At 65.2% G+C, this 17,186-nt stretch carries 16 protein-coding genes; 1 reads left to right on the top strand and 15 read right to left on the bottom strand.

Annotated features, from left to right (window positions below):
• Nucleotides 1–40: 40 nt before the first annotated feature.
• The 4 genes from B5E42_RS02455 to B5E42_RS02440 are packed head-to-tail and all read right to left on the bottom strand — an operon-like array spanning nt 41 to nt 3,975.
• A complete protein-coding gene (locus tag B5E42_RS02455; protein ID WP_087236541.1) occupies nt 41–298 on the bottom strand; it encodes a hypothetical protein in 258 nt (85 codons plus the stop codon).
• Nucleotides 299–316: 18 nt separating this feature from the next.
• Nucleotides 317–1,381 carry a peptide chain release factor 1 gene (gene prfA, locus B5E42_RS02450; RefSeq protein WP_087236539.1) on the bottom strand — a complete coding sequence of 355 codons (1,065 nt, stop codon included), beginning with the start codon at nt 1,379–1,381 and terminating at the stop codon, nt 317–319.
• 12 nt (nt 1,382–1,393) lie between these two features.
• Nucleotides 1,394–2,050 carry a YdcF family protein gene (locus B5E42_RS02445; protein ID WP_242966991.1) on the bottom strand — a complete coding sequence of 219 codons (657 nt, stop codon included), beginning with the start codon at nt 2,048–2,050 and terminating at the stop codon, nt 1,394–1,396.
• Nucleotides 2,047–3,975 carry an ABC-F family ATP-binding cassette domain-containing protein gene (locus B5E42_RS02440; RefSeq protein ID WP_087236537.1) on the bottom strand — a complete coding sequence of 643 codons (1,929 nt, stop codon included), beginning with the start codon at nt 3,973–3,975 and terminating at the stop codon, nt 2,047–2,049. Before B5E42_RS02440 ends, B5E42_RS02445 begins: the two co-directional genes overlap by 4 nt.
• A gap of 65 nt (nt 3,976–4,040) precedes the next feature.
• Between B5E42_RS02440 and mtnA the strand changes: the two genes are divergently transcribed.
• Complete coding sequence (gene mtnA / locus B5E42_RS02435; protein ID WP_087236535.1) at nt 4,041–5,030, top strand: S-methyl-5-thioribose-1-phosphate isomerase; 990 nt, start codon at nt 4,041–4,043, stop codon at nt 5,028–5,030.
• 123 nt (nt 5,031–5,153) lie between these two features.
• On the opposite strand, the gene murF is transcribed toward mtnA, so the two are convergent.
• The 11 genes from murF to rpmE form a co-directional block, all read right to left on the bottom strand.
• The gene (gene murF, locus B5E42_RS02430) at nt 5,154–6,545 is read right to left on the bottom strand and encodes a UDP-N-acetylmuramoyl-tripeptide--D-alanyl-D-alanine ligase (protein ID WP_087236532.1); all 1,392 of its coding nucleotides are present in this window, start codon (nt 6,543–6,545) and stop codon (nt 5,154–5,156) included.
• An 18-nt stretch (nt 6,546–6,563) separates the two neighbouring features.
• Nucleotides 6,564–7,613 (bottom strand): D-alanine--D-alanine ligase, encoded by a 1,050-nt coding sequence (locus tag B5E42_RS02425; protein WP_087236530.1) that lies wholly within the window; start codon nt 7,611–7,613, stop codon nt 6,564–6,566.
• 152 nt (nt 7,614–7,765) lie between these two features.
• Nucleotides 7,766–9,055, bottom strand: coding sequence for an Ig-like domain-containing protein (locus B5E42_RS02420; RefSeq protein ID WP_087236527.1), 1,290 nt, complete (start codon nt 9,053–9,055; stop codon nt 7,766–7,768).
• 306 nt (nt 9,056–9,361) lie between these two features.
• Nucleotides 9,362–10,597 carry an RNA polymerase sigma factor RpoD gene (gene rpoD / locus B5E42_RS02415; protein WP_087236644.1) on the bottom strand — a complete coding sequence of 412 codons (1,236 nt, stop codon included), beginning with the start codon at nt 10,595–10,597 and terminating at the stop codon, nt 9,362–9,364.
• A 115-nt stretch (nt 10,598–10,712) separates the two neighbouring features.
• A complete protein-coding gene (gene dnaG, locus B5E42_RS02410; protein ID WP_087236525.1) occupies nt 10,713–12,497 on the bottom strand; it encodes a DNA primase in 1,785 nt (594 codons plus the stop codon).
• An 85-nt stretch (nt 12,498–12,582) separates the two neighbouring features.
• Nucleotides 12,583–13,587: a deoxyguanosinetriphosphate triphosphohydrolase gene (locus tag B5E42_RS02405; RefSeq protein ID WP_087236523.1), complete on the bottom strand. Its 1,005-nt coding sequence runs from the start codon at nt 13,585–13,587 to the stop codon at nt 12,583–12,585.
• A 98-nt stretch (nt 13,588–13,685) separates the two neighbouring features.
• Nucleotides 13,686–14,315 (bottom strand): YigZ family protein, encoded by a 630-nt coding sequence (locus B5E42_RS02400; protein ID WP_087236521.1) that lies wholly within the window; start codon nt 14,313–14,315, stop codon nt 13,686–13,688.
• Nucleotides 14,312–14,842 (bottom strand): GNAT family N-acetyltransferase, encoded by a 531-nt coding sequence (locus tag B5E42_RS02395; protein ID WP_087236519.1) that lies wholly within the window; start codon nt 14,840–14,842, stop codon nt 14,312–14,314. The genes B5E42_RS02400 and B5E42_RS02395 overlap by 4 nt, the downstream gene beginning before the upstream one ends.
• Nucleotides 14,843–14,936: 94 nt before the next feature.
• Nucleotides 14,937–16,226, bottom strand: coding sequence for a GTPase HflX (gene hflX, locus B5E42_RS02390; RefSeq protein WP_087236517.1), 1,290 nt, complete (start codon nt 16,224–16,226; stop codon nt 14,937–14,939).
• Between the two features lie 32 nt (nt 16,227–16,258).
• Nucleotides 16,259–16,765 (bottom strand): flavin reductase, encoded by a 507-nt coding sequence (locus B5E42_RS02385; RefSeq protein WP_087236643.1) that lies wholly within the window; start codon nt 16,763–16,765, stop codon nt 16,259–16,261.
• 138 nt (nt 16,766–16,903) lie between these two features.
• Nucleotides 16,904–17,110, bottom strand: a complete 207-nt coding sequence (gene rpmE, locus B5E42_RS02380; protein WP_087236514.1) for a 50S ribosomal protein L31 — start codon at nt 17,108–17,110, stop codon at nt 16,904–16,906.
• Between the last annotated feature and the right edge of the window lie 76 nt (nt 17,111–17,186).

Genomic DNA, 17,186 nt, shown 5'->3' with positions numbered 1-17,186 from the left:
TTTTCCATCTATGGATGCGGGCGCGCGCACAGGTGCGCCCCTACTCGTAGATGCCCACCGGCGTACCCGCCAGTTCGATGGTGGTATCGGGGGCAAACCGGGCCTTTTGCAGGTAGTTCTTCACGGTGAGTATGCCATACTTGGGGTTGACCTTCTCGTCCTCCAGCTCCATCTCGATGTAGTCCGCCCCGGAGCCGGTGAGCCAGCCGTCGTCCTCCAGCAGCTCCGCCAGGTCGGACTTGACCATGTCCAGAGACAGCTTCTCCGGCAGGGTGGTAAAGTGAATGATCAGTTCCACGTCTGTCTTGCTCCTTTTCTAGTTCTGTTCGCTGTTCTTTAGTCTTTCCGCCTGATCAGCTGTAACCAGCGCGTCGATGATCTCGTCCAGGTTCCCGTCCATGACGCTCTCCAGCTTGTAGAGGGTCAGGCCGATGCGGTGGTCGGTGAGCCGCCCCTGGGGGAAGTTATAGGTGCGGATGCGCTCGTTGCGCATGCCGGTGCCCACCTGGCTGCGGCGCTCGGCGGTGACGGCCTCCTCCTGCTCCTGCACCTTGGCCTCGTACAGCCGGGAGCGCAGAATCTGCATGGCCTTGTCCCGGTTCTGGAACTGGCTGCGCTCCTGCTGGCACTCCACCACCGTGCCAGTGGGCTTGTGGATCAGCCGCACGGCGGAGGAGGTCTTGTTGATGTGCTGCCCGCCGGCGCCGGAGGAGCGGAACACCTGCATCTCGATGTCCGCCGGATTGAGCTCGAAGTCCACCTCGTCCACCTCGGGCAGCACCGCCACCGTGGCGGTGGAGGTGTGGATGCGTCCGCCGGACTCGGTCTCCGGCACCCGCTGCACCCGGTGGACGCCGCTCTCGAATTTCAGCCGGGAATAGGCCCCGTCCCCCTCGATGGTGAAGCAGATCTCCTTGATGCCGCCCAGCTCGGTCTCGTTCACCGAGTCCACCTCCACCTTCCAGCGGCGGGCGTCGGCGTACATGGAGTACATGCGGAACAGGGAGTGGGCGAACAGGGCCGCCTCCTCCCCGCCCACGCCGGCCCGGATCTCCACGATCACGTTCTTGTCGTCGTTGGGATCCCGGGGCAGCAGGAGCACCTTGATCTCCTCCTCCAGCCGGGCGATGTCCTCCCTGGCCTGGTGAAACTCCTCTTGGGCCAGCTCCTTCATGTCAGGGTCGCCCATCAACGCCTCGGCGTCCGCCAGATCCTGCCGGCGGCGCTGCCAGGCCCGGTAGGCGGACACCACCGGCTCCAGCTCCCGCTGCTCCTTGTTGAGCTTTGCCACCAGGGCGGGGTCGTCATAGGTCTCCGGCGCGCCCAGCCGGGCCTCCACATCCGCGTAGTGGAGATCCAGCGAGCGTAGTTTTTCCATCATTTCCAAATCGTATCACCTGTCAAACAAAAAGGACTTTACCAGGGCAAAGGGCTCCCGGAAGAACATCTGCACCCGGGAGGGAAAGTGGCTCACCGGCGCGGCCAGGGTGGAGAGGGTGTCTCCGCCGCCGCTGGCCCGGTTCCACAGCATCTGAATGCGGGTCAGGTGGAAGTCGCTGGACACCAGCAGCACCCGTTCCGTATCCGCCGCCTCTCCGCTCTGAAAAAGCTCCAGCGTGTAGTTGATGTTCTGCCAGGTGTTGCGGGACTGATCCTCCCGGATGATCTGAGCCCCGTCCACCCCGTGCTCCACCAGGTAGTCATACATGGCCTGGGCCTCGCTGACGGGCTCGTCACTGCCCTGGCCGCCGGCCACCACAACCGTCATATCCGGGTGAGCCTCCAGATAGCCCAGGGCGGTGTCCAGCCGATCCCGGAGCAGGATGGACGGCCCGTCCGGCTCCACCTTGCACCCGAAGATCACCATGACCTCCGGGGCGCCGTCCCCCGCCGCCACCCGGGTGCGGCCGCCGGAGAGCACAATGCCCTCCAGCACGGCAAAGGCCACCACCGCCAGCAGCACCAGTGCAAGCAGAATTTTCAGCCACAGGGGCTTCCTCCGCCCCTCGTAGGGGTGGTAGTAGTTTTTCTTTCTCTGTCTCAGCTTCACCCTTTGGCCTCCTCCAGCTCCGCCGCCAGGGTCTCCCACCTGGTGTAGAGGGTGGCGATCTCCTCCTCCAGGGCCTTCTGCTCCTCATAGACCTTCTGGAGCTCCAGGTAGTTGGAGGCCACCTCCTCGGCTTTCAGCGACAGCTCGTACTGCCGCTCCTCCGCCTTGGCCACCGCCCGCTCCGCCGCCGCCACCTGCTTCTCCAGCTCCTTGGTGCCGCCGGGGCGCTTGGGCTTCTCCTTTTTGGCGGACTGCTCCTTTTCGGCGGGGGCAAGCCCCCGCCCTACCTGTTTCTCCTTGCCGGAGGCCGCAGCCTTGGCCCGCTCCTGGGCCGCCCGGTACTCCTCAAAGGTACCCCGGAAGTCAGTGATCTGCCCGTTTTCCAGCATCCAGATGCGGGTGGCGAAGCGGTTGATGAAGTAGCGGTCGTGGGAGACGAAGAGCAGGTTGCCCTCGTAACTCTCCACCGCCTCCTCGATCCACTCCCGGCTGGCCACGTCCAGGTGGTTGGTGGGCTCGTCCAGGATCAGCAGGTTGATCTTCTCGTCCATGAGCATGCACAGGCGCAGGCGGCTCTGCTCCCCGCCGGACAGGGCGGACACCGGCTTGAACACGTCCTCCCCCCGGAAGTTGAAGGCCGCCAGGCGGTTGCGGGCGGTCTGGGTGGAGCAGTCCTGGTCGTAGATCATAGTGTCCACCAGGTTCCGCTCCGGGTGGGCGAAGTGGATGATCTGGGGCAGGTAGCCGATCTTCACCGTGGGGCCCATGCGGATTTTTCCGCTGTCCGGCGCCTCCTCCCCCAGCAGGATTTTCAGCAGGGTTGATTTGCCGGTTCCGTTGTCCCCCAGCAGGGCAATCCGTTCCCCGCCGATCACCTCCAGGTTCACGTGGTCGAAGAGCACCCGGCCGTCAAAGGACTTTTTCAGCTCCTTGATGGTGAGCACCTCGTCTCCCCGGAACTGGCTCTCCCCGAACTTCCTGTCCAGGCGGCGCTCCCTGGTGGGCTTGTCGGTGGTGCGGATGCGCTCAATGCGCTTCTCCATGGACTGGGCCCGCTTGAAGATCTTGTCGTTGCCCGAATAGGCCCAGATGCGCAGCTGCTCGGCGGCCTTCTCCAGCTGTTCGATCTTGGCCTGCTCCTTCTCGTACTGCCTGAGCCGCTCCTGATACCGCTGCTCCTTCTCCACCACGTAGAAGGAGTAGTTGCCGGAGTAAAACTCCGCCTTGCCGTCGTGGATCTCGATGATCCGCTTGACCACCCGATCCAGGAACCAGCGGTCGTGGGAGATGGCCAGCACCGTGCCCTTGTAGCGATCCAGATACTCCTCCAGCCACTCGGTGGCGTGGAGATCCAGGTGGTTGGTGGGCTCGTCCAGCAGGAGGATGTCGGTGTCCTCCAAAATCAGGCGGGCCAGGTTGACCCGGGTCTTCTCCCCGCCGGACAGGGAGGAAAAGAGCTGTCCCCGCATGTCCGGGGAGATCTCCAGGCCGTTGCACACCTTGTTCAGCTCGGTCTGGGTATCGTAGCCGCCCCCCGCCTCAAAGGCGGCGGTGAGGGCGTCGTACCGCTTCAGCAGGGCGGGGTCGCTGTCGCTGGCCATGCGCCCGGCCAGCTCGGCCATCTCTTTCTCCATGGCGTGGAGCCTGTCAAAGGCGGTCTGGAGCACGTCCTCCACGGTATAGGCCGGCGGATAGACCGGGATCTGGGAGATGAGGCCCACCCCCTTGCCCGGGGCGATGTGCACCTCCCCCTCGTCCCAGTCCAGCTCCCCGGTGAGGATCTTGAACACCGTGGTCTTGCCGGCGCCGTTCTTGCCCAGCAGACCCACCCGCTCCCCCTGATCCACCTGGAAGGTGAGGCCGTCCAATATTTTTTTGCCTACCTCGAACTCCTTGGACAGGTTCGAGACGGATATGTCAATCATTTGTTTACTCCCGTTGTCCGTTGTGTTATAGTAACAAGTGAAATCAAGGAATGGAGGTTTTCCCTATGGACGCCATCCGCTGGGAAGGAAATACCCTTTACTTACTGGATCAGACCAAGCTCCCCGTCACCGAGGCGTGGATTTCCTATACCGACTACCGCCCCGTGGCCGATGCCATCCGCACCATGGTGGTGCGGGGGGCCCCCGCCATCGGCGTCACCGCCGCCTACGCCTACTGCCTGGCCGCCCTGGCCGGGGAGGATCTGGGGGAGGCCAGGGCCGTCCTGGCCTCCAGTCGCCCCACAGCGGTGAACCTGTTCTGGGCGCTGGAGCGCATGGCGAACAGGGCGGAGGACTGCGGCGGTGACCCCGCCGTCCTGGTGGAGGAGGCCAAGGCCATCCACGCCGAGGACGTGGCCATGTGTAAAGCAATGGGGGCTTACGGGGCGGCGGTGGTGCCGGAGCACGCCCGCATCCTCACCCACTGCAACGCCGGGGCCCTGGCCACCGGCGGCTACGGTACCGCCCTGGGGGTGATCCGGGCGGCTCACGAGCTGGGTAAAGTGGAGATGGTTTACGCCGACGAGACCCGCCCCCTGCTCCAGGGCGCCCGCCTCACCGCCTACGAGCTGGTTCACGACCACATCCCCGCCACCCTGATCGCCGACAACATGGCGGCCAGCCTGATGGCCAAGGGGAAGATCGACCTGGTGGTGGTGGGGTGCGACCGCATGGCCGCCAACGGCGACTTCGCCAACAAGATCGGTACCTATTCGGTGGCGGTCAACGCCCACCACCACGGGGTGCCCTTCTATGTGGCCCTCCCCTGCTCCACCATCGACCTGACCCTGCCCGACGGCAGCGGCATTCCCATCGAGGAGCGGGACAAGGACGAGGTACGCACCCTCTACGGCGTCCAGACCGCCCCGGCCCAGGTGGAGGTGTACAACCCCGCCTTTGACGTGACCCCCCACAGCCTGGTCACCGGCATCATCACCGAGAAGGGGGTCATCTACCCGCCTTTCAAAGAAAACCTGTCCAAGCTTTTCGGGTGAGTGAACGGCTGCGGCGCGTCAGGGATGCCGCGCCCTGCACGGATTTTTCCAACGCAAATGGCAGCAGGGCGGGGCTTGCCCCCGCCGTCCGCCCGCCGGATCAGCTGATCCGGCGGGCACTTTTTATGCCTCCTTGGTGATCTCCAGCAGGTAGTCCACCAGCTCCTCCATAGCCATGCCCCGGGATGCCTTGACCAGAATGGTGGTGTTGGGCCTCACCAGGCCGTCCAGCACGGGCTTGGCCGCCTCCTTGGTGGGGCAGTAATGGCACTCGGGCACGCCGGCGGATTTGGCCGCGTCGTAAATGTGCTTGGCCAGCTCCCCCACCGCCACCAGGCAGTGGATGCCCGCTTTTCCCAGGTAATCGCCGATGCCGGCGTGGAGGGCGGGGGCCAGGGGGCCCAGCTCGAACATGTCGCCCAGCACGGCCACCTTGTACTCCCCCCTGGCGCCGGAGAGCACCTGCACCGCCGCCCGCATGGACTGGGGATTGGCGTTGTATGCGTCATTGAGGACGGTAATCCCCTCCCCCCGGTGGAGGATGTTCATCCGCATCTTGGTGGGGGCGAAGTGGAGCACGCCGTCGGCAATCTGCTGGTGGGTCAGGCCGAAGTGCTCTCCCACCGCCGCCGCCATGAGGGTGGGGTAGATCATGTGCGCCCCCAGGGCGGGGATCTCCACCGGGAACTCCCCGGAGGGGGCGACGATCCGGCAGGTCATGCGGCTGGCGCCGTCGCTCTCCACGTCCACGGCCCGGTAGTCCAGACCCTCCCCGGCACCGATGCGGGTGAAGGAGAAGGGCAGCCTGCCGGGCAGGGTGCTGAGCAGGGGGTCGTCCCCGTTGATCACCACAAAGGCGTCCGGCCTGGCGTGGTGGAAGATCTCGCTCTTGGCCTCCAGGATCTTCTCCCGGGAGCCGAAGTGCTCGATGTGGGAGTCGCCGATGTTGGTCATCAGCACCACGTCGGGCTCCACCATGGCGGAGAGATAGTCGATCTCCCCGGCGTGGTTCATGCCCAGCTCCAGCACGGCGATCTCGTGCTCGCTGCTCAGCCGCAGCAGGGTCATGGGCACCCCGATCTCGTTGTTCAGATTGCCCTCGGTCTTGAGTACCCTGTACTTCTCCCCCAGAACCGCGGCCACCATGTCCTTGGTGGTGGTCTTGCCCACCGAGCCCGTCAGGGCCACCACGGGTATGGGAAACTTTTTCTTGTAATACCTGGCCAGATCCCGCAGGGCACGCTGGGTGGAGTCCACCTTGATGTAGAACTTGCCGGGCAGGTAGCTCTCCCGCTCCCGCTGGGTGAAGCAGCCCGCCGCGCCCCCCTCCAGGGCGGAGTTGATATAGGCGTGGCCGTCAAAGCGCTCCCCCATCAGGGGCACAAAGAGGGATCCGGCGTGGATGGTGCGGCTGTCGGTCTCCACCCGGCTCACCGTGCGGTTCACGTCGCCGAACTCGCCCAGCAGCCTGCCGCCCACCGCGTCCAGAATCTCTCGAATGGTCATGGGCTCCATAATCCTGTCCTCGCTTCCTTATCTTCCCTGTTTTCGGGCCTCCAGAGAGGCGTACACAATGCGCTCACACAGCTGGTTGTAGTCGATCCCCGCCGCGGCCGCCTCCTGGGGCAGCAGGCTGGTGGGGGTCATGCCGGGCAGGGTGTTGATCTCCAGGAACCAGGGCTCCCCGTCGGCGGTGAGGATGAAGTCCGCCCGGGAGTACACCGACAGGCCCAGGGTCTGGTACACCCGCAGGGCGGCGGCGCGCACCTTCTCCTCCTCCGCCGGGGTGATCTCCGACGGGCAGACCTCCAGGGCCGCGCCGGGCTGGTACTTGTTCTCGTAGTCGTAGAACCCCTGCTTGGGGATGATCTCAATGGAGGGCAGGGCTTTGTCCTCCAGGATGCCCACCTGGATCTCCCGGCCCTTGATGTACTCCTCCAGCACCGTGCGGCCGCCCAGGGCCAGGCCGTCGGTGAGGGCCTTCCGCAGCTCGTCGTGGGTGTGGACAATGGACACGCCGATGGAGGAGCCACTGGCCACCGGCTTCACCACCAGAGGCAGCCGGGCGGTTTTTACCAGTCCCTCGATGTCCCCCTCGGTGTACTCCACCGTCTTCCAGCCGGGGGTGGACACCACGTCGGCCACCATCCGCTTGGTCAGATCCTTGTCCATGGCGATGGCGCTGCCCAGGTAGCCCGCGCCGGTGTAGGGGATGCCCAGCAGCTCAAAGGCGGCCTGCACCCGGCCGTCCTCCCCGCAGGTGCCGTGGAGGGCCAGGAACACCAGATCCGCCATCCGGCACAGCTCCAGCACGCCGGGGCCGAACAGGCTCCCGCTGTCCCCCGGGCGGCTGCGCCGCACCTCCTCCAGATCCGGCGCCTGCCGGCTCACCTTTTTGTAGGCCTCGGAGATGGGCGCGTCAAAAAAGGACTCGTCCGCCCCGCCGCCCTCCAGGCCGAAGTACATATCGATCAGGCCCGCCCGGTGGCCCAGGGCCCGCAGGGCCTCCGCCACCATGGTGCCCGTAGAGAGGGACACATTCCGCTCCGGGGAGAGGCCCCCCGCCAACACAACGATTTTCATAATACACCTCGATAGAGAGTCTACGATCACATCATACGCGCTAGTGGTATATTATAGCACGACCAGCCCCGATTCTCAACCTGTTTCCCGCTTTTTCCCCGGAATAACAGCGCGGCCAGGCGCATAAAGGCGCCTGGCCGCAGTCTCGGAGCTCAGAACCAGCCCGTGTCCCGGCTGTCCAGCAGCTCCAGCGCGGAGCAGAGCATCTGGGCGGCCTCTCCCCGGGTGAGGGTCTCGCCCAGGCTGCTGCCCGCCGGAAGCACCCCGCAGGTCGCCAGATTGGCCGCCGACTGGGCCGCCCAGGCGGGCACCCCTTCCGCGGCCCAGGTCTCGGCGGATACATCGGTGACCTGGAGGGCGCGATCCAGAAGCACCGCCGCCTCGGCGGCGGTAATGGGCTCCTCCGCCTGGAACACCACCTGGCCGTCCGCGTCACGGCTGCCCTGCACCAGGCCTGCCTTCAGGGCGGAGGCGGCGTATGCCTTGGCCCAGGTGGGGATGGCCTCGTCGTCGGCAAAGCCGGTGCGCTCCACACCGGCCAGGGCCTCCACGCCGGCGGCATCCATGGCCATGGCCACAAACTCCCCCCGGGTGACGGCGGCATCCGGCTGGAAGAAATAGGCCCCGCCCATGCACTCACCCACGTAGATGCCCTCCTCCGCCAGTCGGATGGCCGCCTTGTGGGCGGGATCTCCCTCCATGTCGCTGTAGGTGACCTTGGTATCGGGCTTTTCGATCCTGAGCTTCACCGTGGCCGGGTCGGAGGCGTTGCCCACCGCGTCCACCGCCACATAGGTGAAGGAGTCCTTGCCGGTCTTGTCCTCATAGGGGGTATAGACGAAAGTGGAGCTTCCCTCCTCCGGCATAGTGACTGCACCGCGGGCCGGCTTTTTGATCAGGTGATAGGTGATCAGATCCCCCTCGGGATCCACCGCCGAAAACTGCCCGGTGACCGCCACATTTTTATAGGTGGTGAGGGTCAGGTGCTCCGCCACCGGGGCTCCGTTGGCCTCAGACAGCAGGTGGAGCTCCACCGATACCTCCTCCCCGCTCTGCCCATCGGCAAAGACAGGGGTGAACCGGAAGCCGGCCGCATCTGAGGCCGGGGCGGCCATGGGAGTGAAGCAGAGGCCCGCCACGGCGTCCATGGCGATCACATCCCCCACCTGGATGGCCCGGCCGCCCAGGTTCAGGATGCCGGCGCCGGTGTCCGGCAGGCTGGTGATCACAATGCTGTCCAGCTTACCGGAGCCGTCCACCACAAAGTCCGCCTCAGAAAAGGAGATGGGCTCCCCCAGCGGGCCGTTTTTGGAGATGGGCGCCACCGTGGATTCCTCCGTCTGTCCAAAGAAAAAGGCGGAGGCGGGCAGCTGGAGCGCGAACAGGAAGGCCGCCAGCACTGCCAGGGGCAGGGCGCGGCGCAGAAGGGCGCGGTGTTTCAAGTCAAAAACCTCCTTGTTTGGTTGTCGCCCATAGTCTTTGCCAAAACAAGGAGAATATACAGAAGGAGCCCGCCGCATGATCTACACGGCGGGCCCCTTTTTCTTGTTGATCAGTTCAGGAAATCCTTCAGCTTCTTGCTTCTGGAAGGATGCCGCATCGCCGTCACGGGCTGCGTATCCTTCGCTTCCGCCTCTGGCGAAAGCTCACTCACTCCGCCGCTCCGGCTCTCCCCACGGAACCCGCAGGGCTGGGCTTCCGTGGGGGCCCCAAACTGCGCCCACACCTGCCAAGCAGCTTCCCCTATCTCAGTTCAAAAAATCCTTCAGCTTTTTGCTCCGGCTGGGGTGGCGCAGTTTTCTGAGGGCCTTGGCCTCAATCTGGCGGATGCGCTCCCGGGTGACGTTGAACTCCTTGCCCACTTCCTCCAGGGTGCGGGTGCGGCCGTCCTCGATGCCGAAGCGCAGCTTGAGCACCTTCTCCTCCCGGGGGGTCAGGGTGGACAGCACGTCCACCAGCTGCTCCTTGAGCAGGGTGAAGGAGGCGGCCTCAGAGGGCTCGGAGGCGTCCTCGTCGGGGATGAAGTCTCCCAGGTGGGAGTCCTCCTCCTCACCGATGGGGGTTTCCAGGGAGACGGGCTCCTGGGCGATCTTCAGGATCTCCCGCACCTTGTCCACGGGCATGCCCATCTCCTCGGCGATCTCCTCGGGGGAGGGGTCGTGCCCCAGCTCCTGGAGGAGCTGGCGGGACACCCGGATGACCTTGTTGATGGTCTCCACCATATGGACGGGGATGCGGATGGTGCGGGCCTGGTCGGCAATGGCCCGGGTGATGGCCTGGCGGATCCACCAGGTGGCATAGGTGGAGAACTTGTAGCCCTTGGTGTAGTCGAACTTCTCCACCGCCTTGATCAGGCCCAGATTGCCCTCCTGGATCAGATCCAGGAAGAGCATGCCCCGGCCCACATACCGCTTGGCGATGGATACCACCAGGCGCAGGTTGGCCTCGGCCAGGCGCTGCTTGGCCGCCTCGCCCCGCTTCAGCAGGCGGCGCAGCTCCTTCTCGTCCTCCTCGGAGATGGGGCTCTCCTCCCCCGCCTTGCGGGCCTTCTCCAGCTCGGCCAGCTGCTCCTTGGCGGCGTCGCCGGCGCCCATATCCTGGGCCAGCTGGATCTCCTCGTCGGGAGTGAGCAGGTTCACCTTGCCGATCTCCTTCAGATACATGCGCACGGGGTCGTCAATGCCGAAGGAGTCCACCAGCGTGTTGGGATCTACGATCTCCTCCTCGGGGATCTCCTCGATGTCGCCCAGATCCTCCAGCTGCGGGCCCACGTCGTCGGCCAGCTCGGTGAGATAGTCATCCCCCACCGTGTCAATGCCCAGGTTCTCCAGGGTATCGTAGATCTTGTCCATCTGGTCGCTTTCCAGGGCCATGTTCTCCAGCACGTCCATCAGCTCACTGGCCGACAGCTTGCCGTTCTTCTTGCCCTTTTCAATCAGCTCCGCCAGCTTTTCGGCACCCTGGACACCCTCCACCACCTTCATGACCTCGATCTTGCCCTGCTCCATCTTCTTGGCGTTGGCCTGGGCCAGCTTGGCCTGATCCTCCAGGGTAAGGGTGTGCTCCTGCTTGCCGGTGGTCTTCTTCTCGCTCATTCGGTTATCCTCCATACGCTTTTCTTTCTCTGAACTTTTCCCGCGCCGCCAGCAGGGGGTCGTCCTGCCCGCCCCCGCCCCGCTTGAGGGCCTCGGTCTGAATGATCTCTATGTAATCGCGGAGGGCCTGGCTGCTGTGGGCCAGTGCCTCCGGCTGATCCATCACGCGAACCAGGTGGCTCATCTCGTCCGCCGTCAGCGCCCCGGTGAGGGCCGCCAGCTGGGTGGAACGCCCCTCCCGGTGCCGCTGGCACAGCAGGGCGTAAATCCTGGCCAGCACCGGGGCGGAGAACTGCTCCGGCCCCAGGGCCCCCTCCACCTGGGGAAACAGGGCCGGCTCCAGCAGGAGCAGGCGGATCACCCCCTCCTCCGCCCGGGCGGAGCGGATGTTCTCGTACCGCAGCTCCCGCTCCCTGGGCTGGAGCTGGGCCGCCGGGGTCAGCTCCTTCCGCTCCTGCCGCTTTCTGGCCTGCCACGCCCGGTTTTTCCGGTACCGCTCCACCTCCTGGGCGAAGGCAGTGCCGGAGATGCCCGCGGCGGCGGCGGCCTTGTTTCCGTAGATCTCCCGCTCAATAGGGCTGGGGAGGGCCGCCACAGTCTCCACCGCCTCCCGCAGAAAGGCCATGCGGCCCTCCTCGTCTGCCGTGTTGTGCTTTTGCAGCAGGGTCTCCAGCCGGTAGTCATTCTGCCCCGCGCTGCCGTTGAGGCACTTCTCAAAGGCGGCGGGGCCGAATTTCTTTACAAAATCGTCGGGATCCTGCTTGATGGGCTTGCCCTCAGCGTCGTAGGCGTTGGGCAGCTGGAGCACCCGCACGTTCAGGTTGGCGTTCTTCAGGATGTTGAGCACCCGGTCGGTGGACTGCTTCCCCGCCGCGTCGTTGTCGTAGCAGAGCACCAGCTCCTTGGTGTACCGGGCCAGGATGCGGGCGTGCTCCTCGGTGAGGGCGGTGCCCATGGTGGCCACCACATTGTCAAAGCCCGCCTGGTGGAGGGTGATCACATCGATGTTGCCCTCCACCAGCACCAGGTTGGGCCGCTTGGTGCTCTTGGCGAAGTTGAGGGCGTAGATCAGCCGGCCCTTGTGGAACACCATGGTCTCCGGGGTATTCAGGTACTTGGGCCCCTCCACCCCCGGCAGGATGCGGCTGGTGAAGCCCACCACGTCCCCCCGCACATCGATGACGGGGAGCATGAGCCGGGCGCGGAACTTGTCGTAGATGCCGCCGTTTTTCCCAGCCACCGCCAGGCCCGCGTCGATGAGCTCCATCTTGCTGTAGCCCTTTTCCGTGAGGGCCCTTGTCAGGCCGTCCCACTGGTCGGGGGCGGCCCCCAGGCCGAAGCGGGTGGCGGTGCGGGGGGTGAGCTGCCGCTGGGCGATGTAGTCCCGCACCCGCGCGCCCCCCGGGCTTTTCAGATAGTCGTGGTAGAACCGGGCGGCGTCCTTGTTGGCCGCCAGAAGCCGGGCCCGCTTTTTCCGGCCCGCCTCGTCGGTGCCCGTCTCCGGCACCTCCATCCCCGCCCGCTGGGCCAGCAGGCGCACCGCGTCGGGGAAGGACAGGTTCTCCATCTCCATAATAAAGGAGATCACCCCGCCTCCCTTGCCGCAGCCGAAGCAGTGGTAGATCTGCTTATCCGGCGAGACGGAAAAGGAGGGGGTCTTTTCGTTGTGAAAGGGGCACAGGCCCCACAGGTTGTTCCCCTTCTTGGTCAGGTGGACATAGGAGGAAACCACGTCGGAAATCTCGCTGCGGGCCACCAGCTCGTCGATAAATTGTTCCGGGATCGGCACGGCCCGCCCTCCTTCCGACTATGTTTACCACAATATACCAGATTCATACGCCCCGCGCGGCCTGCGGCCGCCGTATTTGGCGGCCCTACTTCACGCTCCACGACTTGGGGATGAACGCCTCGCCGAACCGCTCCACCGCGTACTTGTCCGTCATGCCGGAGATGTAGTCGCAGACCGCCCGCTCCACACCCTCCTCATACCGGATGTCCTGGTACTCCGGCGGCAGCTTGTCCGGCTCCTTTACATAGTACTCGAACAGGCGGCGGAGCATGTCCTGGGCCTTGCCCTCCTCCCCCTTGGCCACCGGGTTGCGGTAGACATACTCAAACATGAACTCCCGCAGCTCGTGCATGGCGTCCCGGCAGGCGGGGGACTGGAGAATCTCGTCCTTTCCGGCGCTGGCGGTGATCACGTCCACCGTCAGGGTGTTGATCCGCTCCGAGTGGGTGAAGCCCAGCACCTGGGAGACGGACAGGGGTATGTCCATGGGGTAGATGATCCTGCCCCGGATGGCATCGTCGATGTCGTGATTGATGTAGGCGATCTTGTCCGCCAGGCGGAGAAGGCGCCCCTCCAGGGTCTCCGCCCGGTCGGGGCCGGTGTGGCAGAGGATGCCCCGCCGCACCTCATAGGTCAGGTTGAGGCCCTCCCCGTCCTTCTCCAGCCGGTCTACCACCCGGAGGGACTGCTGGTTGTGGGCAAAGCCGCCGGGCATGATCTCCGCCAGCACCCGCTCCCCGGCGTGGCCGAAGGGGGTGTGGCCCAGATCGTGGCCGTAGGCCGCCGCCTCCGCCAGATCCTCGTTGAGCCGCAGGCCCCGGGCGATGGTGCGGGCGATGCGGCTGACCTCGATGGTGTGGGTCATGCGGGTGCGGTAGTGATCCCCCTCCGGCTCCAGGAACACCTGGGTCTTGTGCTTGAGCCGCCGGAAGGCCTTGGAGTGGACAATCCGGTCGATGTCCCGCTGAAAGCAGGTGCGGGTGGGGCAGGGCTCCAGAGGCACCTGCCGCCCCCGTGATCGGGAGGACAGGCAGGCATAGGGGGAGAGCATCTCCCGTTCCATGGCCTCGGTCTGTTCACGCAGGGTCATCCGGTTCACCCTCCTATCCGCCGATTTGCTCTATAGCTATATACGCCGCTCCGCCGAAAAATCCTTCTTTTTCGCAAAAGATTCACGAATTGTTCATATTATTTTCTGGGGACGGCCTTGAAGGCCTCCCCGGACACGGTGCAGGCCGAGCCGCCGGCGGTCAGCTCGGTGACCCGGGCGGAGAAGGCCTCCACCGCCCCCTCGGGCAGCAGGGCGTGGACCGTCACGTCGGCGGCGTACTCGGTCTCCCCCAGCACGCCCCCCACGGCCTCCACCTCCAGCCTGAGGCGCTCGAAGAAGGAGTAGGGGCAGGGTACGGTGACCTCCACCCACCGGCGCATCACCGAGATGCCCGCCGCGTCCAGGGCGTCCTTGGCACTCTGGGTGTAGGCCCGCACCAGGCCGCCGGCCCCCAGCAGCACCCCGCCGAAGTACCGGGTCACCACGCAACAAACGTTGGTGACTCCCTCCCGCTGGAACACGTTGAGCATGGGCTGGCCCGCGGTGCCCTGGGGCTCCCCGTCGTCGGAGTACCGCTCCACGCCCCCCTCCCGGATGCGGTAGCACCAGCAGTTGTGCCGGGCGTCATAGTGCTTCTTCTTGGTCTCCTCGATGCGGGCCCGGGCCTCCTCCTCGCTCTCCACCGGCCACACCTGGCCGATGAAGCGGGAGCGCTTCTCCACCAGCTCCGTCTCGGCGCGGCCAGTGGGGATCAGGTATTCCGTCATCGTTCCCACTCCCTCCTGCTGATGGCAAAGTAGTGGGCCAGCCGGGTCTCCCCCAGCTGCTCCACCGGCTCCACCCGGGAGAGGCGGTAGGTCATACCGCACTTGAGCATCACCCGCTTGGACTTGCGGTTGCCGTCGTAGTAGGCCGCCCAGATGGCCTGATAGCCCAGATCGGCGAAGGCGTGGCGGAGGATCTCCCGAACCGCCTCGGGGATGAGCCCCCGGCCCCAGCAGTCCCGGGCCAGGGAGTAGCCCACCTCCTCGCTGGGCAGCCCCAGCTCCTTCCGGTGCTTGCCCACAAAGCCCGCCGAGCCGATCAGCCGGCCGTCGGCCTTACGCACCACTGCCAGGGTGTCCGAGGGAATAAAGATGCTCTCGATGACCTGCCGGCTCTCCTCCAGGCTCCGGTGGGGATGCCACCCCGCCGGGGGGCCCACCTCCGGGTGGCTGGCATAGGCGTACAGCCCCTCCGCGTCGTCCAAAGTGAAGGGGCGCAGGATCAGGCGTTCGGTCTCCAGGGTCTGCATGGTGTTACCTCCTTTTTGCGCGTGCCGGGTCGTCACGCGCCACGAATGGGGTGGGCTGAGCCGCGTGGGGCGCGGCGAACCGACGCGCCATACCTCAGTCCTCCCAAAACTCCTTGGGCGGCGTCCAGCCGGACACCACGTAGTCCTTCAAGCGCCCCAGCTGGACAGGGGTGCACACGGCGGTGACCTGGATGGTCTCGCCGTAGTCCACCTGCTCCACCCTGGCCTCCCGGTGGAGGAGATCCACCAGCCCCCCCTTGTCGTAGGGGATGGACAGCTCCACCCGGCAGGCGCCGGTGTCCAGGTGGCCGCCGATCTTCTCCAGCAGCTCGTCCAGCCCCTGGCCGGTCTTGGCGGAGATGGATACGATGTCCGCCCCGTGGGGCAGGATCTCCGCCGGGCACTTGTCGCACTTGTTGAATACGTCGATGCGGGGGGTCTGCTCCGCCCCCAGCTCGGCGATCAGCTTCTCCACCACCTCCGCCTGCTCCCGCCACTCCGGGTTGGAGGCGTCGATCACGTGGAGCAGAAGGTCGGCATAGCTCAGCTCCTCCAGGGTGGCCTTGAAGGCCTCCACCAGATGGTGGGGCAGCTTGCGGATGAAGCCCACCGTGTCGGAGAGGAGCACTGTGCAGGTGTCGGAGATCTCCAGGGTACGGGTGGTGGTGTCCAGGGTGTCGAAGAGGCGGTTGTTGGCGGGGATGTCCGCCCCGGTCAGCCTGTTGAGCAGGGTGGACTTTCCCGCGTTGGTGTAGCCCACGATGGCCACCACCGGCACCTCGTTCTTCTCCCGGCGGGAGCGCTGGGTGGCCCGCACTCTCCGAACCTGCTCCAGCTCCTCCCGCAGCTTGGAAATTTTCCGGCGGATGTGCCGCCGGTCGGTCTCCAGCTGGGTCTCGCCGGGGCCCCGGGTGCCGATGGCTCCCTCCTGCCGCTCCAGGTGAGTCCACATGCCCAGCAGCCGGGGCAGCAGGTACTGGTACTGGGCCAGCTCCACCTGGAGGCGGCCCTCCTTGGTGCGGGCCCGCTGGGCGAAGATGTCCAGGATCAGGGCCGCACGATCCAGCACCTGGACGCCCAGCTCCTCGGACAGCACCCGCTGCTGGGACGGGGACAGGGGGTTGTCCACGATCACCATGTCCGCCCCCATGGCCCCCACCAGCTCCTTCAGCTCCGCCACCTTGCCCTCTCCCAGGAAGGTGCGGGGATCCGGCGTGTCCTTGTTCTGGAACACCGTCCCCACGCACACGCCCCCGGCGGTCTGGAGCAGCTCCTCCAGCTCCTCCATGGAGGTCTCGTCGGCGTTCTCCTCGTCGGGCAGGCAGCGGGCGTTCAGGCCCGCCAGCACCGCCCGGTTGATGTTGGTCTTGTTCTCTTCTGTCATTCGTTCCTCCGCAGCGGGGGCAAGCCCCCGCCCTACTCTTTTCGCAGTGCTTCCACAATCTCCCCGATGAAAATCCGGTGATAGTCCTTCCCGGGGTACCATTTGTTGTCGATCTCCCCGTCCAGGAAGTGGGCGGGATCCATGTCCTGCCAGTATGCCTTCCGGCACACCAGCACCAGCTCCGCCTCGGCAAAATAGGGCGCGCCGCACCCGGCCTCCGCCACCGTGAAGCCGCACTCCTTTACCTTGTCGATCTCCCGGCCGCTCTTGGACCCGCACAGGGCCAGGGCCTTGCGGTATGCCTCGCCAAAGAAGGACAGGGTAAAATAGCCGCTATTCTCCACAAACTCCAGGGTGTACCGCTGGGGGCGGATATAGACGGTGGCCACCGGCCCGCCCCACAGCACCCCCAGGCCGCCCCAGCTGGCGGTCATGGTGTTGCACTTCTCCTTCGTCCCGGCGGTGATGAGCATCCACTGGTCACCGATCAGGGAAAAAACGTTCTGGTTCAGCTCCTTGGGGTCGATTCTGGTAAACATCATCACTACCTCCAGCCGTTTCGTTTTTACCGCATCCTCCTTATTGTTATGCCGCACCGGCGGCGGGTATCCTCGGGATGCGCTTCGGATGGAAAAGAGCCCGTACCGAAACCGGTACGGGCTCTTGAATTGACCAACTTACTTCTTGTCCAGGCCGAACTTCTTGTTGAAGCGGCTGACGCGTCCGCCAGTATCCACCATCTTCTGCTTGCCGGTGAAGAAGGGGTGACACTTGGAGCAGACTTCCACGCGGATGTCCTTCTTGGTAGATCCGGTTTCGATCACGTTACCGCAGGCACATCTGATCGTGGTCTGTTCGTAGTTGGGATGGATGCCTTCCTTCATGTTGTGTTCACCTCTTTCTCGTTCTGGGTGAGACGGCGCAGCAAACCTCCACGCCTTATAAACGCTAGAATATGAT

Source organism: Flavonifractor sp. An10 (genome assembly GCF_002161215.1).
Taxonomy (GTDB): domain Bacteria; phylum Bacillota; class Clostridia; order Oscillospirales; family Oscillospiraceae; genus Flavonifractor; species Flavonifractor avistercoris.
This window is presented reverse-complemented; position numbering and strand designations above follow the sequence as displayed.

Coding starts and splice junctions, on each gene's coding strand:
- rpoD (WP_087236644.1), bottom strand. CDS start 10,597: ATGAAGGTGGTGGAGGGTGTCCAGGGTGCCGAAAAGCTGGCGGAGCTG.
- B5E42_RS02400 (WP_087236521.1), bottom strand. CDS start 14,315: ATGACGGAATACCTGATCCCCACTGGCCGCGCCGAGACGGAGCTGGTG.
- prfA (WP_087236539.1), bottom strand. CDS start 1,381: ATGATGGAAAAACTACGCTCGCTGGATCTCCACTACGCGGATGTGGAG.
- mtnA (WP_087236535.1), top strand. CDS start 4,041: ATGGACGCCATCCGCTGGGAAGGAAATACCCTTTACTTACTGGATCAG.
- B5E42_RS02385 (WP_087236643.1), bottom strand. CDS start 16,765: ATGTTTACCAGAATCGACCCCAAGGAGCTGAACCAGAACGTTTTTTCC.
- B5E42_RS02405 (WP_087236523.1), bottom strand. CDS start 13,587: ATGACCCTGCGTGAACAGACCGAGGCCATGGAACGGGAGATGCTCTCC.
- B5E42_RS02440 (WP_087236537.1), bottom strand. CDS start 3,975: ATGATTGACATATCCGTCTCGAACCTGTCCAAGGAGTTCGAGGTAGGC.
- rpmE (WP_087236514.1), bottom strand. CDS start 17,110: ATGAAGGAAGGCATCCATCCCAACTACGAACAGACCACGATCAGATGT.
- murF (WP_087236532.1), bottom strand. CDS start 6,545: ATGGAGCCCATGACCATTCGAGAGATTCTGGACGCGGTGGGCGGCAGG.
- hflX (WP_087236517.1), bottom strand. CDS start 16,226: ATGACAGAAGAGAACAAGACCAACATCAACCGGGCGGTGCTGGCGGGC.
- B5E42_RS02395 (WP_087236519.1), bottom strand. CDS start 14,842: ATGCAGACCCTGGAGACCGAACGCCTGATCCTGCGCCCCTTCACTTTG.
- B5E42_RS02425 (WP_087236530.1), bottom strand. CDS start 7,613: ATGAAAATCGTTGTGTTGGCGGGGGGCCTCTCCCCGGAGCGGAATGTG.